This window comes from Nonomuraea sp. AD125B (assembly GCF_041402765.1).
GTDB lineage: Bacteria > Actinomycetota > Actinomycetes > Streptosporangiales > Streptosporangiaceae > Nonomuraea > Nonomuraea bangladeshensis.
This window is the reverse complement of record NZ_JBGLOU010000024.1, coordinates 1-21,122: the sequence shown is the minus strand read 5'-3', so window position 1 is coordinate 21,122 and position 21,122 is coordinate 1. Positions and strand designations below refer to the sequence as shown.

Sequence of the window (21,122 nt, the reverse complement as noted above, 5' to 3'; positions counted from 1 at the left end):
AGGTAAGGCTATCGCCAGGGGGCCTCGCCCCTCAGCGCGGCAGCTCGCGCTCGATGCCGTCGAGCAGCCAGCGCAGGCCCCGCTCGAAGTTGTCGTCCGCGCCGGGGACGCCCCGCTCCAGCATGGGCGCCAGGTGCGGCAGCTCGCCGCCGTCGACCAGCTCCCTGACGTACGGCTCCGCGACGGCGGCCCGCTCGGCGTCGCTGACGCCCTCGTGCCGGGGCGCGGCGCGCTCCTGCGCCTCGCGGACCATGTAGCCGGTCATGTAGTCGGTGTAGGCGGTCAGGAAGCGCCAGGCGGCGGGCGGCTCGACGCCGAGCCGGGCGAAGACGGCGAGCTTGTGCTCGACGTGCCGCAGCGCGTTGGGCCCCGCGGGCAGGCCCTGCGCGACCAGGTCCATCCGCCAGGGATGGCGGCGGACGAGGTCGCGCTCGCGGCGGGCGATGGCGAGCAGCGCCTCGCGCCAGTCGTCCGGCGCGGGCCCGTCGGCGCGCAGCTCGGCGGCGACCTCGTCGAGCATGAGCGCGAGCAGGTCCTCCTTGCGCTCGATGTAGGAGTAGAGCGTCATCGTCCGCGCCCCCAGCTCGGTCGCCACCCGCCTGATGGAGACGGCGGCGAGGCCCTCGGCGTCGGCGAGCGCGACGGCGGCGGCCACGATCGCCTCCCTGGTCAGAGCCGGGCGGCGGGGCGGCGCGGGACGCGACCAGACAGAGCTCACAGGACCCGATCCTAAGCCAGGCGCTACACCGTACGAAAATGTTACGGTGTACGACATGCGATACAGCGTACGAACCCCGTTCATCACGACCGCCCTGGTGGTCTTCCTGGGCGGCGTCATGACGATGCTGGACTCGACGGTGGTGAACGTGGCGCTCACCACGCTCGCCCACGACTTCCGCACCACCCCCGCCACCATGCAGCAGGCGGTCACCGGCTACCTGCTGGCCATGTCGATGACCGTCCCGGTGACCGGCTGGGCCGTCGGCCGCTTCGGCTCGCGGCGCGTCTGGCTGGTCTCGCTCGTGCTGTTCGCCGGAGGCTCCGCGCTCTGCGCCGCGGCCTGGTCGGCCGGCAGCCTGGTCGTCTTCCGCGCCGTCCAGGGGGTCGGCGGCGGCCTGCTCATGCCCGTGGGCCAGGCGATGCTGGCGCAGGCGGCCGGCAAGGAGCGCATGGGCCGCGCCATGGCGCTGATCACGGTGCCGTCCATGCTGGCGCCGGTGCTCGGGCCGCCGCTCGGCGGCCTGGTCGTCGAAGGGCTCGGCTGGCGGTGGCTGTTCCTGGTCAACCTGCCGATCAGCGCGGTGGCGCTGGTCGCGGCCGCGCTGCTGCTGCCGCGCGAGCCCGATCCGGTGGCCGCGCCGCGGCAGCCGCTCGACGTGCTCGGCCTGGCGCTGCTCTCCCCCGGGCTGGCCGCGCTGATCCACGGCCTGTCGGAGGTGGGCGACGGGGGCTCGTTCGCGCATCCGGCGCTGTGGATCGGGCTCGCGCTGGTCGCGGCGTTCACCGTGCGGGCGCTGCGGGTGCCGGGCACGCTGGTGGACCTGCGGCTGCTCGGCGACCGTACGTTCGCCGCGGCGGTGGCGGCGCTCGCCTGCTACTCGGCGGCGATGCTCGGCTTCACCGTCCTCGTGCCGCTGCACAGCCAGCTCGCCGGAGGCGGCGGCCCGCTGGAGGCCGGGCTGCTGCTGGCCCCCCTCGGGATCGGGGCGGCGCTCACGCTGCCGATCGCCGGCAAGCTCACCGACAGCCGGGGAGCGCGCGGGGTCGCGGCGACCGGCGTGGCCGCCGTGGTGGCGGGGATGGCGGCGTTCGCGGCCTTCCCCGGGCCGGTGCCGACCCTCGTGGCCGGGCTGGGGCACGGGCTGGTGTCGACGTCGGTGCTCGCGGCGGCGTACGCCACGCTGGAGCGCGCGGCCATCCCGGCGGCGACCACGCTGAGCACGATCGCGCTCCGCCTCGCCTCCTCCTTCGGCGTCGCGGTGCTCGCGGTGCTGCTGCAACTGCTCACCGCGGCGGGCGCGGCCCGGCCCTTCGGCTACGCCTTCGGCTGCGCCGCCGCGCTGGCCGCGCTCTCGCTGGTGCCGATCGGGCTCATAGGATCGAAGGCGTGGAGAAGATCCTCGTCAGCGCCTGCCTGATGGGCCGCAAGGTCCGCTACGACGGCAGCGCCAAGACCAGCTCGGCCGCCGTGCTCGCCGATTGGCGGGCGGAAGGGCGGCTGGTGTCGTTCTGTCCCGAGGTGGCGGGCGGGCTGCCGGTGCCGCGCCCGGCCGCCGAGATCGAGGGGGGCGCGGGCGGCGCGGCGGTGCTGGCGGGCACGGCCAGGGTCCTGACGTCCGGCGGCGACGACGTGACGGCGGAGTTCCTCGCGGGGGCGCGGGCGGCGCTGGAGGCGGCCCGGTCGGCGGGCGCCCGGATGGCGGTGCTCAAGGAGGGCAGCCCGTCGTGCGGCACGCTGGCGATCCACGACGGCTCCTTCGCGGGCCGCAAGAATCCCGGCCAGGGGGTCACCACGGCGCTGCTTGAGCGGCACGGCATCCGCGTGTTCGGCGAGGACCGCCTCGACGAGGCGGCCGGCTACCTGCGCACCCTGGAGAGGTAGAAGGCCGCGCCGAGGCCGGCGGCGAGCAGGGTGGCGATCGTGCCGTGGTACACCACGAGCAGCGTGCCCGCCTGGGCCCCCGGCGCGAACGCCGTCGCGAGGATGCCGAGCAGCACGCCGCCCAGCGCGGCCGCGTGCGTGTAGATCAGCCCGTCCCACGCCCACGGCCGGGGCTTCAGCGCGCCGTACGCGCCGATCAGCATCGCGGCGCAGCACAACGTCTCCACGATCACGGCGGGCGGTATCGGGGGCCGGCGAAGCGGCCCGGGGCCGGCCCCGGCGTGCAGCAGCGCCGCCGCCAGGAAGATCAGTGCGTACAGCAGGGAGAGCCGGCCCAGGGCTCTGCGGATCGCGTCCATGGCACCACGCTCCCACCGCGGGCGCGGCCGGCCATCGTCCCGGAGGAGGCCGCCCGCGTACGCCTCGCGGTGTATCAGCCGCGCGGGAAACTTTCTCCGCCTCCTGGGAGTCCTAGAAATGGGGGCTCGGAAAATTCCATTCCGAAACGGGGAAAGGGACTTGGCGATGCCAGTCGACCTGAACAACGCACTACCCCTGGCCTGGGACTCGGCCACGCTCGACGCGGACACCAAGGCGATGCTCGACAATCTCCAGCCGAACATCCTGCGCGCGCACGTCCGCGAGCACCTGTCCGTCCTGTTCGTCCGGTTCAACGACGCGGCAGAAGGCAAGGCTTTCCTGCGGCACGTGGCCACCACGTGGATGAAGTCGGCGCGCGATCACCTGAAGGAGGTGCGCGACTTCGCGGGCAAGGGGCGGCGCGGCACCCCGTACGTCGGGATCGGCATCAGCAAGGCCGGCTACCGCGACCTCGGCCACTCGGTCGAGCAGGTGCGCGCCTTCGGCGACCAGGCGTTCCGCGACGGCATGAAGCGGCGCGTCGCCGAGGTCGAGGACCCGCCGGTCGAGCAGTGGGACCGCGCCTACCAGCGCGAGATCCACGCCGTCGTGCTCATCGGCGACGACCGGCCCGGCCCGGTGGCGACGCTGCGCGACGAGATCCTCGGCGCGCTGCCGGCCAGCGCCCGGCTGCTCGGCGAGGAGACCGGCAGGGGCATGCGCAACCCGGCCGGCGACGGCATCGAGCACTTCGGCTACGTGGACGGCCGCAGCCAGCCGCTGTTCCTCAAGGACGAGGTGGACCGCGAGCCGCGCAAGCGCTGGGACCCGGCCTTCCCGCTGGCCAACGTGCTGGTTCCGGATCCCTTCGCGCCCGACCCGCGCCGCCACCACGGCAGCTACCTGGTCTTCAGGAAGCTGGAGCAGAACGTACGCGCCTTCAAGGAGATCGAGGAGCGGCTCGCCGACGACCTCGGGCTGAAGGGCGAGGACCGGCACCGGGCGGGCGCGATGCTCGTCGGCCGGTTCAAGGACGGCACGCCGCTGACCGGCAAGGGCAAGGCCGGCGGCGGCCCGGTGGCCAACGACTTCACCTTCGAGGGCGACGACGGCAGCAAGTGCCCCTTCAGCGGCCACATCAGGAAGACCAACCCGCGCTCGTTCGGCCGCGAGGTGCTCATGGCGAGGCGCGGGCAGACGTACGGGCGGCGCGGCGACCAGCCGTGGGACGACGCGCCTGCGGAGACGCGGCCCAGCGGCGGGGTCGGGCTGCTGTTCATGGCGTTCAACAGCAGCCTGGTCGACCAGTTCGAGTTCACCCAGCGGAGCTGGGCGGGCAATCCCGACTTCGAGAACCCGGGGACCGGCCACGACCCGGTCATCGGGCAGGGCGAGCGGGCGATCAAGGTGACGTTCCCGAAGGTCTGGGGCAAGCCAGGGCAGTCGCCGCCGCAGGCCCAGGTGGCGCAGACGGTGACGATGAAGGGCGGGGAGTACTTCTTCGCGCCGTCGCTGGCCTACCTGCGCGGCCTGTGACGCGGTGAGAGCGCCTGGCGTGCATCGAAGGATGTACGCCGGGTTCGCACCGGCGTAGGAGGCGGGGGCGGGCCCCGGCCGTGATGATCGTGTCATGACGATCGGCCTGTTGCTCACCCTCGCCGCCTTCGCGCTGGTCGACAGCACCAGCTTCGGGACGCTGGTCATCCCTCTCTACCTGCTGCTGGCCGGCGAGCGGTCCAAGGTGTCGGGGCAGCTCGTCTACCTGGCGACGATCGCGGCCTTCTACTTCCTGGTCGGGGTCGCGCTCATGCTGGGCCTGTCGGCGGCCGTGGACGGCCTTGGCGAGGCGCTGCACAGCAAGGTCGCCTACGGGGTGCAGCTCGCGCTGGGCGTGGGCCTGTTCGCGCTGAGCTTCCGGTTCGACCCCAAGTACCGCGCCAAGCGGGGCCTGCCCGAGCGCCGCTTCGAGCCGCGCGTCGGCGGGCCCCGGACGATGGTGCTGCTCGGGCTGACGGCCGGGGCGGTCGAGGTGGCCACGATGGTCCCCTACCTGGCGGCGGTCGGCGTCATGACCACCTCCGGCCTGCCGGCCGCGCAGTGGCTGCCGCTGCTGGCCGGGTACGTGCTCGTCATGATCACGCCGCCGCTCGCGCTCATGGGCCTGCGCGCCGTCACCGGGGGCCGGCTGGAGCCGAAGCTGGAGCGGCTGCGGGCCTGGCTGACCAAGCACTCGGCGTCGATGGTGAGCTGGGCGATCGGCATCATCGGCTTCCTGCTCGCCCGCGACGCGGCGGCTCACCTGTTCTTCGCCCCGGAGTGACCGCTCCCGTGCGAGGCGCATCGCATCCGCGCATCTAGGATCGACCTCCGGGGAGGCGATCGAGACGATGTTGCGCACCTTTTTCCGTACCGAAGCGGGCAGCACCAGCGCGCTGCTCATCGCCACCGTGCTCGCCCTGCTCTGGGCCAACTCGCCCTGGGCGGACACCTACGAGGCGTTCTGGCACACGCCGATGGGGCTGTCGTTCGGGACCGCCGAGTTCTCGCTGGACCTGCGCCACTGGGTCAACGACGGGCTGATGACGCTGTTCTTCTTCGTCATCGGCCTGGAGATCTCGTACGAGGTCCGGCTCGGGCAGCTGCGCGACCGGCGGCTGATCGCGGTGCCGGCGGTGGCGGCGTTCGGCGGCATGCTCGTGCCCGCGGGCGTCTACCTGCTGCTCAACGCGGGCGGCCCCGGCGCGGCCGGGTGGGGCGTGCCGATCGCCACCGACACGGCCTTCGTGCTCGGCGTGCTGGCCGTGGTGGGCGCGCGGTGCCCCGATCCGCTGCGGGCGTTCCTGCTGACGCTGGCGATCGTGGACGACGTGCTCGCCATCCTCATCATCGCGCTGTTCTACACGGCCGAGCTGTCGGTGCCCGCCCTGCTCACCGCGGTGCTGCTGCTGGCGGCCATCGTGACGCTGCGCTGGCTGAAGATCTGGCGGGCGCCGGCGTACATCGTGCTGGGGTTCGGGCTGTGGGTGGCCACGCTGGAGAGCGGCATCCACCCCACGCTGGTCGGCATCGCGCTCGGCGTGCTCGTCTTCGTCTACGCCCCCTCCGACCAGAAGCTGCTCCTCGCCGGCGAGGCCGTCCAGGAGTTCACGAACGAGCCGAGCGCCCGCGCCGCCAGGGAGGCCACCCTGCGCGTCCGGCACGCCGTCTCGGTCAACGAGCGGCTGCAACTGCGCCTGCACCCGTGGAGCAGCTACGTGATCGTGCCGGTGTTCGCGCTGGCCAACGCGGGGGTGCGGCTGGACGGCGAGACCCTGCGGGCGGCGCTCACCTCGCCCGTGTCGTGGGGGATCGCGGCGGGCCTGCTGATCGGCAAGTTCGCCGGCATCGCGCTCGGCACGTGGCTGCCGCTCCGGCTCAAGTGGGGCATCCTGCCGGGCAACCTGGTGTGGGGGCAGCTGTTCGGCGGGGCCGCGGTGTCCGGCATCGGGTTCACGGTGGCGCTGTTCATCGTGGACCTGGCCTTCCCCGACCCGGTGATCCGCGCCGAGGCCAAGATCGGCATCCTGGCCGGCTCGCTGCTGGCCGCCGCGCTGGGCTGGGTGATCTTCCGGATGGCCTGGGACCGCGGCGGAGTCTGCGCCCCGCCCGAGGCCGAGCCCGACGAGGAGCTGCCCGAGCTGCTGTCGGTGCCCGTCGGGCCGCGCGACCACGTACGCGGCCGCATCGACGCCCCGATCACGATCGTCGAGTACGGCGACTTCGAATGCCCCTACTGCGGCCGCCTCCACCCCGTGCTGGCGCGGCTGCTCGCGAACAACCCCGACGTGCGCCTGGTCTTCCGGCACTTCCCGCTGCGGACCATCCACCCGCGCGCCGCCTCGGCCGCGATCGTCGCCGAGGCGGCCGGCGACCGGGGCCGCTTCTGGGAGATGCACGACGTGCTCTACGACAACCAGCGTGCACTCACCGACGCCGACCTGGAGCGCTACGCCGCCCGGCTCGGCGTCGAGCCGTGGGAGGACGTGCCCCGGCACGCCGCAAGGATCGCCCTCGACGAGGCTTCCGGCCGCGACAGCGGCGCGCGCGGCACCCCCACCCTCTTCCTCAACGGCGTCCGCTACCAGGGGCCGCTCGACGAGGACGCGATCGGCCGGGCGATAGCCGAGCTACGCCCGTCGCCGCAGCCCTCCTGACAGGTCCCCCCGATTCCCGCAGGATTCCTCCCATGACAGAAACCGGTTCGCTCATGGTCATCAGCCTCGTCGGCGCGCTGCTGAACGGCGCCCTCCTGCTCGTCGGCCTCGTCCTCATGGCGATGCGGCGGCGGGAGCAGGGGCGCGGAGCCGTGCTCGGGATCGCCGGCTGCGCCGTCCTCCTCGTCGGCGCGGGCTTCGCCCTGGCGCAGAGCTTGCTGCAGAGGCAGCTGGTCGATCTGCTGGGCCTGGTCACGGGGCTGTCCGTGTGGGTCGCGATCAGCTCGGTCATCCAGCTCGTCGGTCTCGGCCTGCTGATCGGCGGGGTGGTCGCGAGGCGGACGCCGCCCTCGCCCGCTCCTCCGCAGGGGCCGCAGGGGCCGCAGGGGTGGCAGCAGCAGGGCTGGAACCAGCCGGCGCCTCAGCCGTACCCGCAGCAGCCGCAGGGCCAGCAGCCCTACCCCCAGCAACCGCAAGGGCAGCCCTACCCGCAACAGCCGCAGGGACAGGCTTACCCGCAGCAACCGCAAGGACAGCCCTACCCCCAACAACCGCAGGGGCAGCCCTACCCGCAGCAGCCTCCGCAGCCCGGCGGCCAGCAGCCGCCCTTCGGCCAGGGCCCCTACGGCTGACACCGCCGGCCCCGTCACTCGCCCCGCAGATACCGCTCCCAGGTGAGCTCGCCGGTCGGCCGGGCATCGGTGACGAGATGACCGGCGCGAAAGCCCCTGCCGAGCGCGCCCGGGACCCGCATCCGCAGCACCGGCCGGCGAACCCCGCGCGCCCGCAGCCAGCTCTCGGCGGCCTCGGCCATGGTCAGCACCTCGGGCCCGCCGAACTCCTCGATCCCCCGCCGCGGCCCGGCCTCGATCACGTCCGTCAGCCGCCGGGCCACGTCCCTGACGTCCACCGGCTGCGCCGGGATCCCGGGATCGGCCACCAGCGCCCCGAGCCGGGCCATGCCGCGCAGCGCCTGCTCCACGAACTCGTGGAACTGCGTGGCCCGCAGCACCGTCCACGGCACCCCGCCGTCACGTACCAGCCGCTCGGCCTGCACCTTGACCCGGAAGTAGCCCCACGGCACCCGGTCGGCGCCGACGATCGACAGGTAGACCAGGTGCCGTACGCCGGCCGCCCGCGCCGCCGCGAGCAGCGCCCCCGTTCCGTCCAGCTCCACCCGCCGGGTGTAACGCCCCCGGTAAGGCGCCGAGGCCAGGTGCACGACCACGTCGGCCCCCTCCACCGCCTCCTTCAGGCCGCGCCCGGTGGTCAGGTCCGCGCCGAACCACCGTACGCCGCCCTCCTCCGAGGCGCGCGCGGACCGGCTGGTCGCCCGCGTCTCGTACCCCTCCTTCTTCAGGATCTCCAGCGTCGCGCGGCCGAGCCGGCCGCTGCCCCCCGTCACCAGTACACGTGTCATGCGATCTGGACGGGGCAGCAAGCGAAAGTGTGACAATGTCGGCGGAAAGCCCGACACTCCCCACCCAGCGCGTTCGAGGGGCCCATGACTGCGCACCAGCCCGGCCGTCAGGAGCCGGACCCCGACCAGACCATCCGGCACCGCCTCCCCCACCCCGAGTCGCCCCCGCCCAGCCGGGGGCCCCAGGACCCGCCCGCCACGCGGCGGCTGGACTACACCCCGGACATGCTGCCCGACGTCCAGCTCTACGAGGCCAAGCCGCCGCGTACGGGCTGGTGGTGGATGGTCGTGGTGGGCGGGCTGGTGCTGCTGCTCGGCGCGCTGGCGGTGGCCGGGATCCTGTGGGTGCGCAGCACGCAGTCCTCGGCGGCCGGGCCTGTCCCGGGCGCGGCGGTCACGTCCGCGTCAGCTCCATGACCCAGTTCGTCTCCCAGTCGTCGGTGCCCGCCTCGGCGAACGCCTGCTCCCAGCGGGCAGTGTCGGGGCCGATCCGCGTCCAGACGAACCGGGCGCGGACCGTACGGCCGTCCACGGTCTCGTCTCCGTAGAAGAGGCCCCGGTCGCCGTCGAACGCGCCCACCATGGGCCGGGTGTCGAGCTCGCCACGGGCGCTGCTGGCCCAGTAGATGGACCACTGGAGGGTGCCGGGGTGGTGGACGCGTACGGTCAGGCCGCTCCAGCCCTTGGTGGGGAAGGTGACCTCGTCGAAGCTGGCGGCGCCGCCGAAGTGCCGGGTGGCGACCGAGTGGCCGGGGAACTCGTCCCATTCGTCGCTGCCGGACAGGGGCTTGACGAGCCGGCGGTTGGCGACGTTCCAGTGGCCGGCGAGGAAGTCGAAATCGTTCATGCGGGGACCGTACGCCGGGGTCGCTGACAGGTAATGTCAGCGATTATGCGTGCCTCCCGCCTGGTGTCCATCCTGCTGCTCCTGCAGACCCGGGGCCGGCTGACCGCGCGCGAGCTGGCCGAACGGCTGGAGGTCTCGGTCCGTACGATCTACCGCGACGTCGAGTCCCTGCACGCCGCCGGCATCCCCCTGTACGGCGACGCCGGCCCCAACGGCGGCTACCAGCTGCTCGACGGCTACCGCACCCGGCTCACCGGGCTGACCACGGACGAGGCCGAGTCGCTGTTCCTCGCCGGGCTGCCCGGTCCCGCGGCGGAGCTGGGTCTCGGCGCGGTGGTGACGGCGGCCCAGCTCAAGCTCATGGCCGCGCTGCCGGTCGAGCTGCGCGACCGGGCCGGGCGGCTCCAGGAGCGTTTCCACCTGGACGCGCCCACGTGGTACCGCGAGCGGGAGCCGGTCTCCCACCTGCCGGCCGTGGCCGACGCCGTGTGGAACGAGCGGCGGATCCAGGTCGTCTACCGGCGGTGGAAGGAGCCGCAGGAGGTGGAGCGGCTGCTGGACCCGTACGGGCTGGTGGTCAAGGCGGGCCGGTGGTACCTGGTCGCCGGGACGGACGGGGACGTGCGGACCTACCGCGTGTCGCAGATCCTCGGCCTGCGCACGCTGGAGGAGGGCTTCACCCGGCCGCGGGGGTTCGACCTGGCGGCGTACTGGGCGGCCTATCTGGAGGCGTTCGAGGCGCGGCTGCGGCGGGGCGAGGCGGTGGTGCGGCTGTCGCCGCGCGGCCTGGAGCGGCTGCCCGACCTCATGACGCCGGGCATGGCGGAGGCGGCCCGGCGCACCGCCGGGGCGCCGGACGCGGAGGGCTGGACGCGGGTCACGGTGCCGATCGAGTCGGTCGAGCACGCGCTGGCCGAGTTCCTGCGCCTGGGGATGGACGCCGAGGTGCTGGCTCCGGCCGAGCTGCGGGAGCGGATCGCCGCGACCGCCACGGCCCTGGCCGAGCGTTACGCGGCCGGGGAAACTTTCACGCCCGAGCCCGCCTAGTTCCCGCTGCTTTCGCAGCTCAGAAGGACCGGCCCGTCCCCGATGGACCTGGCCTGTTGCGAGGATGAAAGTTTCTCAACACACTCGCAATGTTTCAGGCCATCGAGAGGAGCCCGGATGAAACTGACAGCTCGGCTGGCCGGCGCCGCGGTCGCCGCGATGGCACTCGTCGTCGCGATGCTGATCACCGCGCCCCCGGCCGCCTCGGCCCAGCTCACCGAGGTGACCGGCTTCGGCACGAACCCCACCAACCTGCGCATGCACCTCTACGTGCCCGACGGCGTCGGCACCCGCCCGGCGCTGCTCGTGGCCGTCCACTACTGCACCGGCTCCGGCCCGGCCTTCTACTCGGGCACCGAGTTCGCCTCGCTGGCCGACCAGTACAAGTTCATCGTCGTCTACCCGTCGGCGACGCGCAGCGGGTCCTGCTTCGACGTCTCCTCGCCGCAGGCGCTGCGGCACGACGGCGGCAGCGACCCGGTCGGCATCGTCTCCATGGTCAGGTACGTGCAGCAGCGCTACAACGCCGATCCGGCGCGCACGTACGTCACCGGCGCCTCCTCCGGCGGCATGATGACGAACGTGCTGCTGGGCGCGTACCCGGACGTGTTCAAGGCGGGCGCGGCGTTCATGGGCGTGCCGTTCGGCTGCTTCGCCACCACCGACGGGTCGAGCTGGAACAGCACCTGCGCCAACGGACAGCTCATCAAGACCCCGCAGGAGTGGGGCGACCTGGTGCGCGCCGCCTACCCCGGCTACACCGGCCCGCGCCCGCGCATGCAGGTGTGGCACGGCACCGAGGACAGCACCCTGCGCTACCCGAACTTCGGCGAGGAGATCAAGCAGTGGACCAACGTCCACGGCCTGAGCCAGACCCCGTCCATGACCGACCAGCCCCGCTCCGGCTGGACCAGGACCCGCTACGGCGGCACCGGCACCACCGTCGCGGTCGAGGGCATCAGCCTCCAGGGCGTCGGTCACAGCCTGCCGCAGGGCGGGATGGCCGCCATGGTGCTGGCCTTCCTCGGCCTGGACACCCCCGGCCCGTCCCAGACGCCGACCTCGACCCCGACCTCGACCCCGACGGTCTCCCCGACCGTCAGCCCCGGCGCCTGCAAGGTCACATACAGCATGAACACCTGGAACAACGGCTTCACCACCGCCGTGACGATCACCAACACCGGGACCACGCAGCTCTCGTCCTGGTCGCTGGCCTTCACGCTGCCCGCCGGGCAGGCGGTCACGGGCGCGTGGAACGCCACCGTCTCCCCCGCCTCAGGGGCGGTGACGGCCAGGAACGTGAGCTACAACGGCACCCTGGCGCCCGGCGCGTCCACCCAGTTCGGCTTCCAGGCCACCCACAACGGCAACACCGCGGCCCCCTCGTCCTTCGCACTGAACGGTGCCGCCTGCACCACCTGACCCCGGACACGGAAACGGCGGCGTCCCGGAGGACGCCGCCGTCGTGGTGCTGGTGGAGCTATGGGGATTCGAACCCCAGACCTCCTCCATGCCATGGAGGCGCGCTACCAACTGCGCTATAGCCCCTGGTCACCGCCACGAGTCCGGCCCGTTGCGGCGCTCCGAGAGCATATAGCCATCCGCCCCGATTCGCCTAATCGCCCGTCAGGTCACGGCCAGGTGGCCGCCCCGGTGCCGCGGGGTCTCCGCCTCGTCCAGCAGGACGATGGCGAAATCCGCGTACGAGACGCGCAGCGCCATGTCCCCGTGCTCGCGGATCTCGTACCGGCCGCTCCGCTCCCCTTCGTGGTCGAAGTCGCCGGCCGGGCTGACGTACACCCAGTCCAGCCCGCCGCCTTCGGTCCGGAGCACCTCCAGACCGGCGGCGTGCGCCAGGCAGAAGGGCCGGAACTCGGCGGGGAAGCCGGGCGCGTCCAGCAGCCGGACCCCGTCGGGCCCGGGCAGCAGCGTGGCGATCCCGATCGCGACGAGCCTGTCCACCCCGGCCTGCCGTAGGCCCTTGACGAGGGCGTGCGCCGCGTCGCTGAAGAAGGTGTCCGAGTCCAGCGCCGCCGCCGCGTTGATCGCGGCGTCGTGCCCGGCCGCGAGGGCGGCGACGTCCGCCGCGTCGGTGACGTCCCCTGCGGCGACCCGTACGCCGTCGTCCACCGGGCCGGCGTACCGTGACGGGTCGCGCACCACCGCCGTCACCTCGTGCCCGCGCCGGCGCGCCTCGGCGACGGCCTGCCGGCCGGCTCGGCCGCCGGCCCCGAAAATCACGTACTTGCCCATCGTCGGAATACCTCCCGTTGCGTCGATGCTCCGGAAAGGTAGCCGCGAAGGCGGTTACCTCCTGGATACCGAGACCCGCGGGAGAGACACCATGACGCACCGGCAGCCCCTGCCCGCCGACCTGTTCGACGAGCTGTGTCCGTCCACGCTGGTGCCGTTCCGCTTCGGCGACAAGTGGGCGCCGTTGATCATCCGCTGTCTGGAGGACGGTCCGCGCCGGTTCTCGGAGCTCCGCGTGCCGCTGCACCGCGTCACCCCGAAGGTGCTCACGCAGTCGCTACGCGGGCTGGAGCGCAGCGGCCTCGTCTCGCGCACCGTCCACGACGCCCCGAGGCCCAAGGTCGAGTACGCCCTGACGCCGCTCGGCCGCAGCATGCTGGAACCGCTGGAGGCGGCATACGCGTGGGTGGCCGAGCACTGGGACGAGCTTCTCGACGCGCAGGAGCGGTACGCCGCGTCCCGAGCGTCCTGAGCGAGCGAGCCGCGCGGCCCCCGAGCCGCACGGCCGTTCTCTCAGACCTCGGCGTCCGGTTTGTCGTCGCTGCTGATGGGCTCGGGCAGGGTGCCGGCGTTGTGCTCCAGCAGCCGCCAGCCCTTGCGCCCTTCCTGGAGCACCGACCACGAGCAGTTGCCGAGCCCGCCGAGCGCCGGCCACAGCTCCTCGGGCAGCCCGAGCAGGTCGCAGATGCCGAGCCGCAGCGCCGCGCCGTGCGAGGCCACGACCAGCAGGCCGTCGTCGTCCAGCTTGGCCGCCCAGCGGCGCATGGCCGACCCCACCCGCTCGGCGACGTCCTGGACCGTCTCGCCGTCGGGAGCCTCCCAGTCGGCGTACTCCTTGGGCCAGCGCGCGGCGATCTCCTCCCGCGTCAGCCCTTCCCACTGGCCGCCTCCGCGCTCGCGGAAGTCCTTGTCGACGTGCACGTCGAGCCGGGCCAGGCGGCCCAGCGCGAGCGCGGTGTCGTTGGCCCGCTGCAGGTCGGAGGAGACGATGAGGGTGGGCCGGAGCGAGGCCAGCAGCGAGGCGGCCCTGGCGGCCTGCGCGATGCCGGTCTCGTCGAGCGGGATGTCGGAGTGGCCCTGGAACCGTCGTTCGACGTTCCACAACGTCTGCCCGTGGCGCAGACATACGATGCGCCTGCTCATGCGGTGTCCCCGCCGGGACGTCCGGCTCGTCCGCTCACGCGCGCGCCCGCTGCAGGTTGGCCTGCATGACGCTCTCCGGCAGCGCGATGGCCGGACAGTCCTTCCACAGGCGCTCCAGGGCGTAGAACGTACGGTCCTCCTCGTGCTGGACGTGCACGACGATGTCGATGTAGTCGAGCAGCACCCAGCGGCCCTCACGCTCGCCCTCGCGGCGGACGGGCTTGGCGTCGGCCTCGGTGCGCAGCCGCTCCTCGATCTCGTCGACGATGGCACGGACCTGGCGGTCGTTGGTGGCGGAGCAGAGCAGGAACGCGTCGGTGATGACGAGCTGCTCGCTCACGTCGTAGGCGAGGATGTCATCGGCCAGCTTGTCGGCCGCGGCCTCCGCGGCGATGCGGACGAGCTGGACGGCTCTGTCAGATGCGGTCACGATGCGGGTCTGTCCTCCTGTGTCGGCAGCATGCCCATATGTTGAGGGTACCCGTCCGGGCCGAAACCCCTCACGTACGGCATGGATACCTTCACCCGTGGGCGTGATACAGCCCCCGTTTGTTGATGTACTGCACGATCCCGTCGGGAACCAGATACCAGATCGGCTCCCCCTTGGCCACCCGCTGCCGGCACTCCGACGACGAGATGGCCAGCGCGGGGATCTCCAGCAGCGTCACCCGCCCCTCGGGCAGGCCGGGGTCGTGCAGGGTGTGGCCGGGCCTGGTGCAGCCGACGAAGTGCGCCAGCTCGAACAGCTCGTCGGCCTGCTGCCAGCCGAGGATCGCGCCGAGCGCGTCGGCGCCGGTGATGAAGTACAGCTCGACGTCCGGACCGTAAAGGTTGGCGATGTCGCGCAGAGTGTCGATCGTGAACGTCGGCCCGGGGCGGTCCACGTCCACGCGGCTGACGGAGAAGCGGGGGTTCGAGGCGGTGGCGATGACCGTCATGAGGTAGCGGTCCTCGGCGGCGGACACCTCGCGCTCGGACTTCTGGTACGGCCGTCCGGTCGGGACGAAGACGACCTCGTCCAGCTCGAAATGGTGGGCGACCTCGCTGGCCGCGACGAGGTGGCCGTGGTGGATGGGATCGAACGTCCCGCCCATCACTCCCACTCGCCGCATCCCATGCCCACCAGACGCGTTCTTCATGGAACGGACCTTACGCGGGCGCACCACCACAACTCGATGGCACCCCCCTTCGTGATGTCCGCGCATGACCCCCGTTACGGACGTAGCATGCCGGGCATGACGACCACCCCGGACCGCAATCGAGTCCAACTGCCCGGCATCTCGTCCCGTGCCTACGAACACCCCGCAGACCGGTCCGCCCTGGTCGCTCTGCGTAAGTTGAGTGGGTTCGACACGGTTCTCAAGCAGATGTCCGGTCTCATCAGCGAGCGCCGCCTGCGCCTGATGTACCTCGCCTCGGCCGTCCGCGTCAGCGAGACGCAGTTCCGCTCGCTCTACGACATGGGCCGCGACGCCGCCTACACCCTCGACCTGCACCGCATCCCGGAGATCTACGTCCAGCAGGACCCGCAGGTCCAGGCCAAGGCCATCGGCTTCGACGACCCGTTCATCGTCGTGACCACCGGCCTGCTCAACCTCATGAACGAGGAGGAGCAGCGCTTCGTCATCGGCCACGAGACCGCCCACATCCTCTCGGGGCACGCGGTCTACCGGACGATGCTCGACATCCTCACCCGCCTCGCCACCCGCGTCGCCTGGATCCCGCTCGGCTACATCGGCCTGCGGGCCATCGTCGCGGGCCTGGAGGAGTGGTACCGCAAGTCGGAGCTGTCCTCCGACCGCGGCGGCCTGCTCGTCGGCCAGGACCCCGACGCGGGCAAGCGGGCGCTGATGAAGCTCGCCGGCGGCGCCTACACCCACGAGATGAACATCGAGGCGTTCCTGGAGCAGTACAACGAGTACGACACCGCGGGCGACCTGCGCGACGGCTTCCTCAAGGTGCTCAACCTGCTCGGCACCACCCACCCGTTCGCCGTGGTGCGCGTGGCCGAGCTGGACAAGTGGCAGCGCAGCGGCGAGTACGACCGCATCCTCGGCGGCGACTACCCGCGCCGCGAGGACGACGCCAGCGCACGGGTGACCGACGAGGTCAAGGCGGCGGCCGAGTCCTACCGCGCGTCCTGGCAGCAGTCGCAGGACCCGTTCATCGGCGTGCTGCGCGACGTCGCCGAGGGCGCGGTCAACGCGGGCGAGCGCATCTTCAACCGCTTCTCCCGCCGCGACGGCGGCCAGGGCTGACCGGCGCCATCGCCATGCGCGGCCGGTCAGCGTGAGCGGCCGCGCCCTGCGGCGGTGACGCCGTGGGAGTCCTGGAGCGGGAGTCCTGGAGCAGGAGTCCTCAGAGCAGGAGTCCTCAGAGCAGGAGGGCGATGGCGCGCACGGCGGCCGCGCACAGGGCGACGAACCCGCCCAGCACCGCCAGCGCCCGCAGTCCCTCCCTGCGCAGGTCCGGCAGCCGGCCGCCGATCCGCTCGATCTCGCGACCGGTGATGCCGCCGCACAGCATCCCGAACACCACGGCCGCCACCGTCACGGGCGCCGGCTGCTGCCACCAGTCGGTGTCGATCTGGCCGCCGCCGGTCACCCAGAGCGCCCCGCCCGACGCCACCGCGACGGGCACACCGGGCCACACCAGCGCGGTCGCCGCCGCGCCGGCCAGCGCCAGCGGGAACAGCAGCACGCGCAGCGTCACCCGGACCCGCCGGGAGCCCCGGTTCCTGACCATCCAGTGGTTCATCCAGAGCGTCCTGGTCAGCACCACGAACACGGCGGTGATCGCGATCGAGGCGATCGGCCAGATCACTGACGTCACCACGCACGGCACCGCCAGCACCGCGAGCAGCAGCAGCGCGCCGTTGCCCGCGGGCAGCGTGGTGGGCGCGTCGCTCTTCCGCCTGACCTGCGGCCGGGCCGCCGCCGCGCGGGTCCGTACGGCGGCGGCCGCACGGGCGCGCGGGGTGGTCAGCTTCGGCCGCGGGCCGGTGTTCTTGCCGTCGCCGCTGCCCCGGACGCGCGGCGCGGGCACCTTCCCGTCCGCCCCGCTCCGGGCCCGCGCCGCGGCCCCGTCCATCCTGCTCCGCGCCACGACCCCGTCAGCCGGCGTACGCCCCCGCCCCGCACCCCCGTCACCAGCCGTACGCCCTCGCGCCGCAGCCCCATCCGCGGCGGCCCGCCCACGAGCAGCGGCCCCATCAGCCGCCGTCCGGCCGCGCGCAGCAGTCCCATCCGCGGGCGGGCGCCCCCGCGCGGCAGCACCGTCAACAGGCGTGCGCCCACGAGCCCCGGCCCCATCAGCAGGTGTCCGCCCACGCGCAGCAGCACCGTCCGCAGGAGTTCGCCCACGAGCCCCAGCCCCGTCGGCAGGCGCGCGCCCGCGCGCGGCAGCCCCCGCCCCGTCCGCAGGCGTGCGGCCTCGCGGTTGGGTGGTCTTCCCCTCCGCCGCGGCGGCCCGCCGCGCCGCCTCGCCACCGGTACGGCGAGGCGGCGGCACCTTGCCGTCGGCGCCCGTCGGATTGGGCCGCCCACGCGCCGCCTTGGCCTCGCCCCGCGCGCCCTCGTCCGTGCCCCGCCCCCGCGACGGCGGCGCCTCCTCGGCCGCCTCCCCACCCGCGTCCGTCTCGGTCGCGCTGGTGACCCTGACCAGCCGCGACAGCCGGTCGGCCAGCAACGCCGCCGTCGGCCGCTTGCCCGGCTCCCGGTTGAGCGCCGCGCGCACCAGCGGCAGCAGCTCGACCGGCACACCCTTGAGGTCGGCCTGCCCGTTGAGCACGGCGTACATCTGCGCCTCGGCCGTCCCCCGCCCGAACGTGGGCCGCCCGGTCGCCGCGAACGCCACCGTCGCCGCCCAGGCGTGCACGTCGGCCGGCGAGTCGACGTGCTCGTCGGCGAAGATCTCGGGCGCGGTGTAGCCGGGCGTGCCGAGGAACGTGCCGGTCATGGTCAGCCGGGTCGCGTCCAGGACCTGGGCGATGCCGAAGTCGATGAGCACCGGCCCCCGCGCGGACATGATGATGTTGCCCGGCTTCAGGTCGCGGTGCACGACCCCGGCCGCGTGGATGATCGCCAGCGCCGCCGCGATGCCCTGCGCCATCTCGACCAGCTCGGCGACGTCGAGCGGCCCGTCCTGGCGTACCTTCTCCAGCAGCGTGGCGCCCTCGATGTGCTCCATCACCAGGTAGGGACGCGCGCAGTTGAGGTCGGCGTCCAGCACCTTGGCGACGTAGGGGCTCTCGACCCTGCGCAGCGCGCGGACCTCGCGCTCCAGCCTGACCCGGGAGGTCTCGTCCTCGGCCAGGTCGTGCAGGACCTTCAGCGCGATGCGCTCGCCCCGGCGGGTGGTCGCGAGATAGACCTCGCCCATGCCGCCCCGGCCGAGCCGCTCGACCAAGGTGTACGGCCCGACCTTGCCGAGCTTGCTCACCGTCCCTCCCCGCCCGGCGCGCCCATAAGGGACACAACCCTAGCGTTGGGACGGGAGTCAACGCTTGCGGCGCGCCGGAGGTCGTCCAGGTTTATCGGCGTGAGTGGTCGGAGAGCATGCTGTCGAGTCGCGCGGTGGGCTCCTCCGACAGCCGCCTGCGGCCCTTGCGGCGCCAGCGTACGTGGCCGTGGCTCTCCAGCAGGAGCATCAGGCGATCGGCGCCGAACAGCACCGCGGCGACGAAGACGAGGGCGACGATGATCTCCATGTCTCCCAGTCAAGCCGCGGTGCGCGGCCACGGTCAGGCCGACACGCCGGTCAACCGGCCACCACCGTGCCTTCTGAGGTGCGCAAATGCCCTTCGCCGGTGTATACCCACTTCGTGGAGGTGAGCTCCGGCAGCCCCATCGGGCCGCGCGCGTGCAGCTTCTGCGTCGAGATGCCGATCTCCGCCCCGAACCCGAACTCGCCCCCGTCGGTGAACCGCGTGGAGGCGTTGACCGCCACCGCCGCCGAGTCGACGAGCGCCACGAACCGCCGGGCGGCCCGCTGCGAGCGGGTCACGATGGCGTCGGTGTGGCCCGAGCCGTGGCGCCTGATGTGCTCCACCGCCTCCTCCAGCGAGCCGACGACGGCCGCGGCGATGTCGAGCGAGAGGTATTCGGCGGCGAAGTCGTCGTCGGTGGCGGGCACCACGCCCGCGCCGTGGGCGGCGATCCGCTCGTCGCCGTGCACGGTCACGCCCGCCTCGGCCAGCGCCTCCAGCGCCTTCGGCACGAACGCGTCCGCGATGTCCTGGTGCACGAGGAACGTCTCGGCCGCGTTGCACACCGAGGGCCGCTGCGCCTTGGCGTTGACCAGGATCTTCACGGCGAGGTCGACGTCGGCCTCGGCGTCGACGTAGACGTGGCAGTTGCCGACGCCGGTCTCGATGACCGGCACGGTGGACTCCTCGACCACGGAGTTGATCAGGGACGCGCCGCCGCGCGGGATCAGCACGTCGACCAGGCCGCGGGCGCGCATGAGCTCCTTGACCGAGTCGCGGGTGCGGCCCGGCACGAGCTGGATCGCGCCGACGGGCACCTCGGTGCCCTCCAGCGCGCCCTGCATGACCGCGACCAGCGCGGTGTTGGAGGAGTAGGCGCTGGAGGAGCCGCGCAGCAGCACGGCGTTGCCGCTCTTGAGGCAGAGCGCGGCGGCGTCCACGGTGACGTTGGGACGGCCTTCGTAGATGATGCCGATGACGCCCAGCGGCACCCGGAGCTGGCGCAGCTCCAGGCCGTTGGGCAGCGTGGAGCCGCGGACCACCTCGCCGACCGGGTCGGGCAGGTCGGCGACCTCCCGCACGGCGTCGGCGATCTTGGCGATGCGGCCCTCGTCCAGCCGCAGCCGGTCGATCATGGCCTCGGACGTGCCCTCGGCCCTGGCCCGCTCGACGTCCTCGGCGTTGGCCGCGACGATCTCGGCGGCGTGGGCGACCAGGGCGTCGGCGATCGCGCGCAACGCCCGGTCCTTGGGCGCCCGCGGCAGCGGGGCCAGCTCGGCGGCGGCCTCTCGTGCCGCGCGGGCGACCTTCAGGAACTCTTCGGACATCACGTGCTCCTCGTTCGGCTGCTAAGCGTGGGTCTCCAGTATGACGATGTCGTCGCGGTGGATCAGCTCGCGTTCATATTCCGGACCCAGCGTGTAGGCCAGCTCGCGGGTGGAACGCCCGAGCAGGCCGGGGATCTCGGCGGCGTCGAAGTTGACCAGCCCGCGGGCCACCACGTCACCCTCCGGCCCGCACAGGTCCACCGGGTCGCCCGCCGAGAACTCGCCCTCCACCGACGTCACCCCGGCCGGCAGCAGCGACTTGCGCCGCCCGACGACGGCCTCCACGGCGCCCGGGTCGAGGCTCAGCCGGCCGCGCCCGGTGGTGGCGTGCGCGAGCCACAGCAGGCGCGTGCCGGGATGACGACCGCCGGGGTGGAAGTAGGTGCCGACATCGGCGCCGCTCAGCGCCTGGGCCGCGTGAGCGGCCGCGGTGAGCACCACGGGGACACCGGCCCCGGTCGCGATCCTGGCGGCCTGCACCTTGGTCACCATGCCGCCGGTGCCGACGGCCGCGCCGTTCCTGCCCAGCTCGACGCCCGCCAGGTCCTCAGGCCCGCGGATCTCGGCCAACCGGCGCGCGCCGCTGCGGCTCGGCGGGCCGTCGTAGAGCGCGTCCACGTCCGACAGCAGCACCAGCGCGTCGGCGCGGATCAGATGGGACACGAGCGCGGCCAGCCGGTCGTTGTCGCCGAACCGGATCTCGTCGGTGGCCACCGTGTCGTTCTCGTTGACGATCGGCACGATGCCCAGCTCCAGCAGCCGGTGAAGGGTCCGCTGGGCGTTGACGTGGTGGGCGCGGCGCATCATGTCGTCGGCGGTGAGCAGCACCTGGCCGACGCGCAGCCCGTACCGGGCGAAGGAGGAGGTGTAGCGGGCCACCAGCACGCCCTGGCCGACGGAGGCGGCGGCCTGCTGGGTCGCGAGGTCACGCGGTCGCGCGCTCAGCCCGAGCGGGCCGAGACCCGCCGCGATCGCCCCGGAGGAGACCAGGACGATCTGCGTCCCGGCCCGGCGCCGCGCCGCCAGCACGTCCACCAGGGCATCGACACGATCGACGTCGATCGTGCCCTGGGGGGTGGTGAGCGAGGAGGAGCCGACCTTGACCACGACCTTCGACGCCGCGCTGATCTGTTCCCGCACGCCTTGAAGCCTATCCAAGCCCCGGCCCACCCAACGCCCGCCCGCTCCCGCCCTCATGGGCTCAGGCCCTGCCCCCGCCCCCGC

Annotated in this window: 23 protein-coding genes and 1 tRNA gene; 11 read left to right on the top strand and 13 right to left on the bottom strand. The window is 73.0% G+C overall.

The window, feature by feature from the left end:
• Nucleotides 1-31: 31 nt before the first annotated feature.
• On the bottom strand, nt 32-718 hold the full coding sequence (locus ACBR40_RS42455) for a TetR/AcrR family transcriptional regulator (RefSeq protein ID WP_344218691.1): 687 nt from the start codon (nt 716-718) through the stop codon (nt 32-34).
• Nucleotides 719-773: 55 nt separating this feature from the next.
• Between ACBR40_RS42455 and ACBR40_RS42450 the strand changes: the two genes are divergently transcribed.
• Nucleotides 774-2,138 carry a DHA2 family efflux MFS transporter permease subunit gene (locus tag ACBR40_RS42450; protein WP_371252457.1) on the top strand — a complete coding sequence of 455 codons (1,365 nt, stop codon included), beginning with the start codon at nt 774-776 and terminating at the stop codon, nt 2,136-2,138.
• Nucleotides 2,108-2,602 (top strand): DUF523 domain-containing protein, encoded by a 495-nt coding sequence (locus ACBR40_RS42445; RefSeq protein ID WP_371252401.1) that lies wholly within the window; start codon nt 2,108-2,110, stop codon nt 2,600-2,602. Before ACBR40_RS42450 ends, ACBR40_RS42445 begins: the two co-directional genes overlap by 31 nt.
• On the opposite strand, the gene ACBR40_RS42440 is transcribed toward ACBR40_RS42445, so the two are convergent.
• Nucleotides 2,578-2,961: a hypothetical protein gene (locus ACBR40_RS42440; protein ID WP_371252400.1), complete on the bottom strand. Its 384-nt coding sequence runs from the start codon at nt 2,959-2,961 to the stop codon at nt 2,578-2,580. The genes ACBR40_RS42445 and ACBR40_RS42440 overlap by 25 nt on opposite strands.
• 166 nt (nt 2,962-3,127) lie before the next feature.
• Between ACBR40_RS42440 and ACBR40_RS42435 the strand changes: the two genes are divergently transcribed.
• The 4 genes from ACBR40_RS42435 to ACBR40_RS42420 all read left to right on the top strand — a co-directional run bounded on the left by ACBR40_RS42435 (nt 3,128) and on the right by ACBR40_RS42420 (nt 7,787).
• Complete coding sequence (locus ACBR40_RS42435) at nt 3,128-4,498, top strand: Dyp-type peroxidase (RefSeq protein ID WP_371252399.1); 1,371 nt, start codon at nt 3,128-3,130, stop codon at nt 4,496-4,498.
• Nucleotides 4,499-4,592: 94 nt separating this feature from the next.
• Nucleotides 4,593-5,282: a GAP family protein gene (locus ACBR40_RS42430; protein WP_344218680.1), complete on the top strand. Its 690-nt coding sequence runs from the start codon at nt 4,593-4,595 to the stop codon at nt 5,280-5,282.
• A gap of 67 nt (nt 5,283-5,349) precedes the next feature.
• Nucleotides 5,350-7,155 carry a Na+/H+ antiporter NhaA gene (gene nhaA, locus ACBR40_RS42425; RefSeq protein WP_371252398.1) on the top strand — a complete coding sequence of 602 codons (1,806 nt, stop codon included), beginning with the start codon at nt 5,350-5,352 and terminating at the stop codon, nt 7,153-7,155.
• Nucleotides 7,156-7,187: 32 nt separating this feature from the next.
• The gene (locus tag ACBR40_RS42420) at nt 7,188-7,787 is read left to right on the top strand and encodes a hypothetical protein (protein ID WP_371252397.1); all 600 of its coding nucleotides are present in this window, start codon (nt 7,188-7,190) and stop codon (nt 7,785-7,787) included.
• 14 nt (nt 7,788-7,801) lie between these two features.
• Here the strand turns inward: ACBR40_RS42420 and ACBR40_RS42415 are convergent, their stop codons facing one another.
• A complete protein-coding gene (locus tag ACBR40_RS42415; RefSeq protein ID WP_371252396.1) occupies nt 7,802-8,575 on the bottom strand; it encodes an SDR family oxidoreductase in 774 nt (257 codons plus the stop codon).
• Nucleotides 8,576-8,659: 84 nt separating this feature from the next.
• Here ACBR40_RS42415 and ACBR40_RS42410 point away from each other — a divergent pair, with 84 nt between their 5' ends.
• On the top strand, nt 8,660-8,992 hold the full coding sequence (locus ACBR40_RS42410) for a hypothetical protein (protein WP_371252395.1): 333 nt from the start codon (nt 8,660-8,662) through the stop codon (nt 8,990-8,992).
• On the opposite strand, the gene ACBR40_RS42405 is transcribed toward ACBR40_RS42410, so the two are convergent.
• Nucleotides 8,970-9,422, bottom strand: coding sequence for a hypothetical protein (locus ACBR40_RS42405; protein ID WP_371252394.1), 453 nt, complete (start codon nt 9,420-9,422; stop codon nt 8,970-8,972). The two genes, ACBR40_RS42410 and ACBR40_RS42405, sit on opposite strands and share 23 nt — an antisense overlap.
• A 45-nt stretch (nt 9,423-9,467) precedes the next feature.
• Between ACBR40_RS42405 and ACBR40_RS42400 the strand changes: the two genes are divergently transcribed.
• Nucleotides 9,468-10,469 carry a YafY family protein gene (locus ACBR40_RS42400; protein ID WP_364463588.1) on the top strand — a complete coding sequence of 334 codons (1,002 nt, stop codon included), beginning with the start codon at nt 9,468-9,470 and terminating at the stop codon, nt 10,467-10,469.
• A gap of 117 nt (nt 10,470-10,586) precedes the next feature.
• Nucleotides 10,587-11,891 carry a PHB depolymerase family esterase gene (locus ACBR40_RS42395; protein ID WP_371252393.1) on the top strand — a complete coding sequence of 435 codons (1,305 nt, stop codon included), beginning with the start codon at nt 10,587-10,589 and terminating at the stop codon, nt 11,889-11,891.
• A 50-nt stretch (nt 11,892-11,941) separates the two neighbouring features.
• On the opposite strand, the gene ACBR40_RS42390 is transcribed toward ACBR40_RS42395, so the two are convergent.
• Both ACBR40_RS42390 and ACBR40_RS42385 read right to left on the bottom strand, forming a co-directional pair.
• Nucleotides 11,942-12,017: transfer RNA gene (locus ACBR40_RS42390), tRNA-Ala, on the bottom strand.
• Nucleotides 12,018-12,095: 78 nt separating this feature from the next.
• Complete coding sequence (locus tag ACBR40_RS42385; protein WP_371252392.1) at nt 12,096-12,722, bottom strand: NAD(P)-dependent oxidoreductase; 627 nt, start codon at nt 12,720-12,722, stop codon at nt 12,096-12,098.
• A 91-nt stretch (nt 12,723-12,813) separates the two neighbouring features.
• On the opposite strand from ACBR40_RS42385, the gene ACBR40_RS42380 reads away from it, so the two are divergent.
• Complete coding sequence (locus tag ACBR40_RS42380) at nt 12,814-13,194, top strand: winged helix-turn-helix transcriptional regulator (protein WP_371252391.1); 381 nt, start codon at nt 12,814-12,816, stop codon at nt 13,192-13,194.
• A gap of 41 nt (nt 13,195-13,235) precedes the next feature.
• Here ACBR40_RS42380 and ACBR40_RS42375 read toward each other — a convergent pair whose 3' ends face one another.
• From ACBR40_RS42375 to nadD, 3 genes are all read right to left on the bottom strand, one after another.
• Nucleotides 13,236-13,865: a histidine phosphatase family protein gene (locus ACBR40_RS42375; protein ID WP_344218659.1), complete on the bottom strand. Its 630-nt coding sequence runs from the start codon at nt 13,863-13,865 to the stop codon at nt 13,236-13,238.
• Between the two features lie 34 nt (nt 13,866-13,899).
• The gene (gene rsfS / locus ACBR40_RS42370; protein WP_329592062.1) at nt 13,900-14,295 is read right to left on the bottom strand and encodes a ribosome silencing factor; all 396 of its coding nucleotides are present in this window, start codon (nt 14,293-14,295) and stop codon (nt 13,900-13,902) included.
• A gap of 91 nt (nt 14,296-14,386) precedes the next feature.
• Entirely contained in the window at nt 14,387-14,977 is a 591-nt protein-coding gene (nadD, locus tag ACBR40_RS42365; protein ID WP_344218657.1) for a nicotinate-nucleotide adenylyltransferase, read from the bottom strand.
• Between the two features lie 123 nt (nt 14,978-15,100).
• Between nadD and ACBR40_RS42360 the strand changes: the two genes are divergently transcribed.
• Nucleotides 15,101-16,123 (top strand): M48 family metallopeptidase, encoded by a 1,023-nt coding sequence (locus ACBR40_RS42360; protein WP_344218655.1) that lies wholly within the window; start codon nt 15,101-15,103, stop codon nt 16,121-16,123.
• A gap of 115 nt (nt 16,124-16,238) precedes the next feature.
• Here ACBR40_RS42360 and ACBR40_RS42355 read toward each other — a convergent pair whose 3' ends face one another.
• The 4 genes from ACBR40_RS42355 to proB all read right to left on the bottom strand — a co-directional run bounded on the left by ACBR40_RS42355 (nt 16,239) and on the right by proB (nt 21,095).
• A complete protein-coding gene (locus ACBR40_RS42355; RefSeq protein WP_371252390.1) occupies nt 16,239-18,305 on the bottom strand; it encodes a serine/threonine-protein kinase in 2,067 nt (688 codons plus the stop codon).
• A gap of 91 nt (nt 18,306-18,396) precedes the next feature.
• Complete coding sequence (locus ACBR40_RS42350; RefSeq protein ID WP_329592055.1) at nt 18,397-18,573, bottom strand: hypothetical protein; 177 nt, start codon at nt 18,571-18,573, stop codon at nt 18,397-18,399.
• 50 nt (nt 18,574-18,623) lie between these two features.
• The gene (locus ACBR40_RS42345) at nt 18,624-19,898 is read right to left on the bottom strand and encodes a glutamate-5-semialdehyde dehydrogenase (RefSeq protein ID WP_371252389.1); all 1,275 of its coding nucleotides are present in this window, start codon (nt 19,896-19,898) and stop codon (nt 18,624-18,626) included.
• Between the two features lie 21 nt (nt 19,899-19,919).
• Nucleotides 19,920-21,095: a glutamate 5-kinase gene (gene proB / locus ACBR40_RS42340; RefSeq protein ID WP_371252456.1), complete on the bottom strand. Its 1,176-nt coding sequence runs from the start codon at nt 21,093-21,095 to the stop codon at nt 19,920-19,922.
• Nucleotides 21,096-21,122: the final 27 nt, after the last annotated feature.

Coding starts and splice junctions, on each gene's coding strand:
- ACBR40_RS42375 (WP_344218659.1), bottom strand. CDS start 13,865: ATGAGCAGGCGCATCGTATGTCTGCGCCACGGGCAGACGTTGTGGAAC.
- ACBR40_RS42435 (WP_371252399.1), top strand. CDS start 3,128: ATGCCAGTCGACCTGAACAACGCACTACCCCTGGCCTGGGACTCGGCC.
- ACBR40_RS42380 (WP_371252391.1), top strand. CDS start 12,814: ATGACGCACCGGCAGCCCCTGCCCGCCGACCTGTTCGACGAGCTGTGT.
- ACBR40_RS42400 (WP_364463588.1), top strand. CDS start 9,468: ATGCGTGCCTCCCGCCTGGTGTCCATCCTGCTGCTCCTGCAGACCCGG.
- ACBR40_RS42440 (WP_371252400.1), bottom strand. CDS start 2,961: ATGGACGCGATCCGCAGAGCCCTGGGCCGGCTCTCCCTGCTGTACGCA.
- ACBR40_RS42395 (WP_371252393.1), top strand. CDS start 10,587: ATGAAACTGACAGCTCGGCTGGCCGGCGCCGCGGTCGCCGCGATGGCA.
- ACBR40_RS42415 (WP_371252396.1), bottom strand. CDS start 8,575: ATGACACGTGTACTGGTGACGGGGGGCAGCGGCCGGCTCGGCCGCGCG.
- proB (WP_371252456.1), bottom strand. CDS start 21,095: ATGAGGGCGGGAGCGGGCGGGCGTTGGGTGGGCCGGGGCTTGGATAGG.
- nhaA (WP_371252398.1), top strand. CDS start 5,350: ATGTTGCGCACCTTTTTCCGTACCGAAGCGGGCAGCACCAGCGCGCTG.
- ACBR40_RS42350 (WP_329592055.1), bottom strand. CDS start 18,573: ATGGAGATCATCGTCGCCCTCGTCTTCGTCGCCGCGGTGCTGTTCGGC.
- ACBR40_RS42405 (WP_371252394.1), bottom strand. CDS start 9,422: ATGAACGATTTCGACTTCCTCGCCGGCCACTGGAACGTCGCCAACCGC.
- ACBR40_RS42430 (WP_344218680.1), top strand. CDS start 4,593: ATGACGATCGGCCTGTTGCTCACCCTCGCCGCCTTCGCGCTGGTCGAC.
- ACBR40_RS42385 (WP_371252392.1), bottom strand. CDS start 12,722: ATGGGCAAGTACGTGATTTTCGGGGCCGGCGGCCGAGCCGGCCGGCAG.
- nadD (WP_344218657.1), bottom strand. CDS start 14,977: ATGCGGCGAGTGGGAGTGATGGGCGGGACGTTCGATCCCATCCACCAC.
- ACBR40_RS42410 (WP_371252395.1), top strand. CDS start 8,660: ATGACTGCGCACCAGCCCGGCCGTCAGGAGCCGGACCCCGACCAGACC.
- ACBR40_RS42420 (WP_371252397.1), top strand. CDS start 7,188: ATGACAGAAACCGGTTCGCTCATGGTCATCAGCCTCGTCGGCGCGCTG.
- ACBR40_RS42360 (WP_344218655.1), top strand. CDS start 15,101: ATGACGACCACCCCGGACCGCAATCGAGTCCAACTGCCCGGCATCTCG.
- ACBR40_RS42345 (WP_371252389.1), bottom strand. CDS start 19,898: ATGTCCGAAGAGTTCCTGAAGGTCGCCCGCGCGGCACGAGAGGCCGCC.
- ACBR40_RS42450 (WP_371252457.1), top strand. CDS start 774: ATGCGATACAGCGTACGAACCCCGTTCATCACGACCGCCCTGGTGGTC.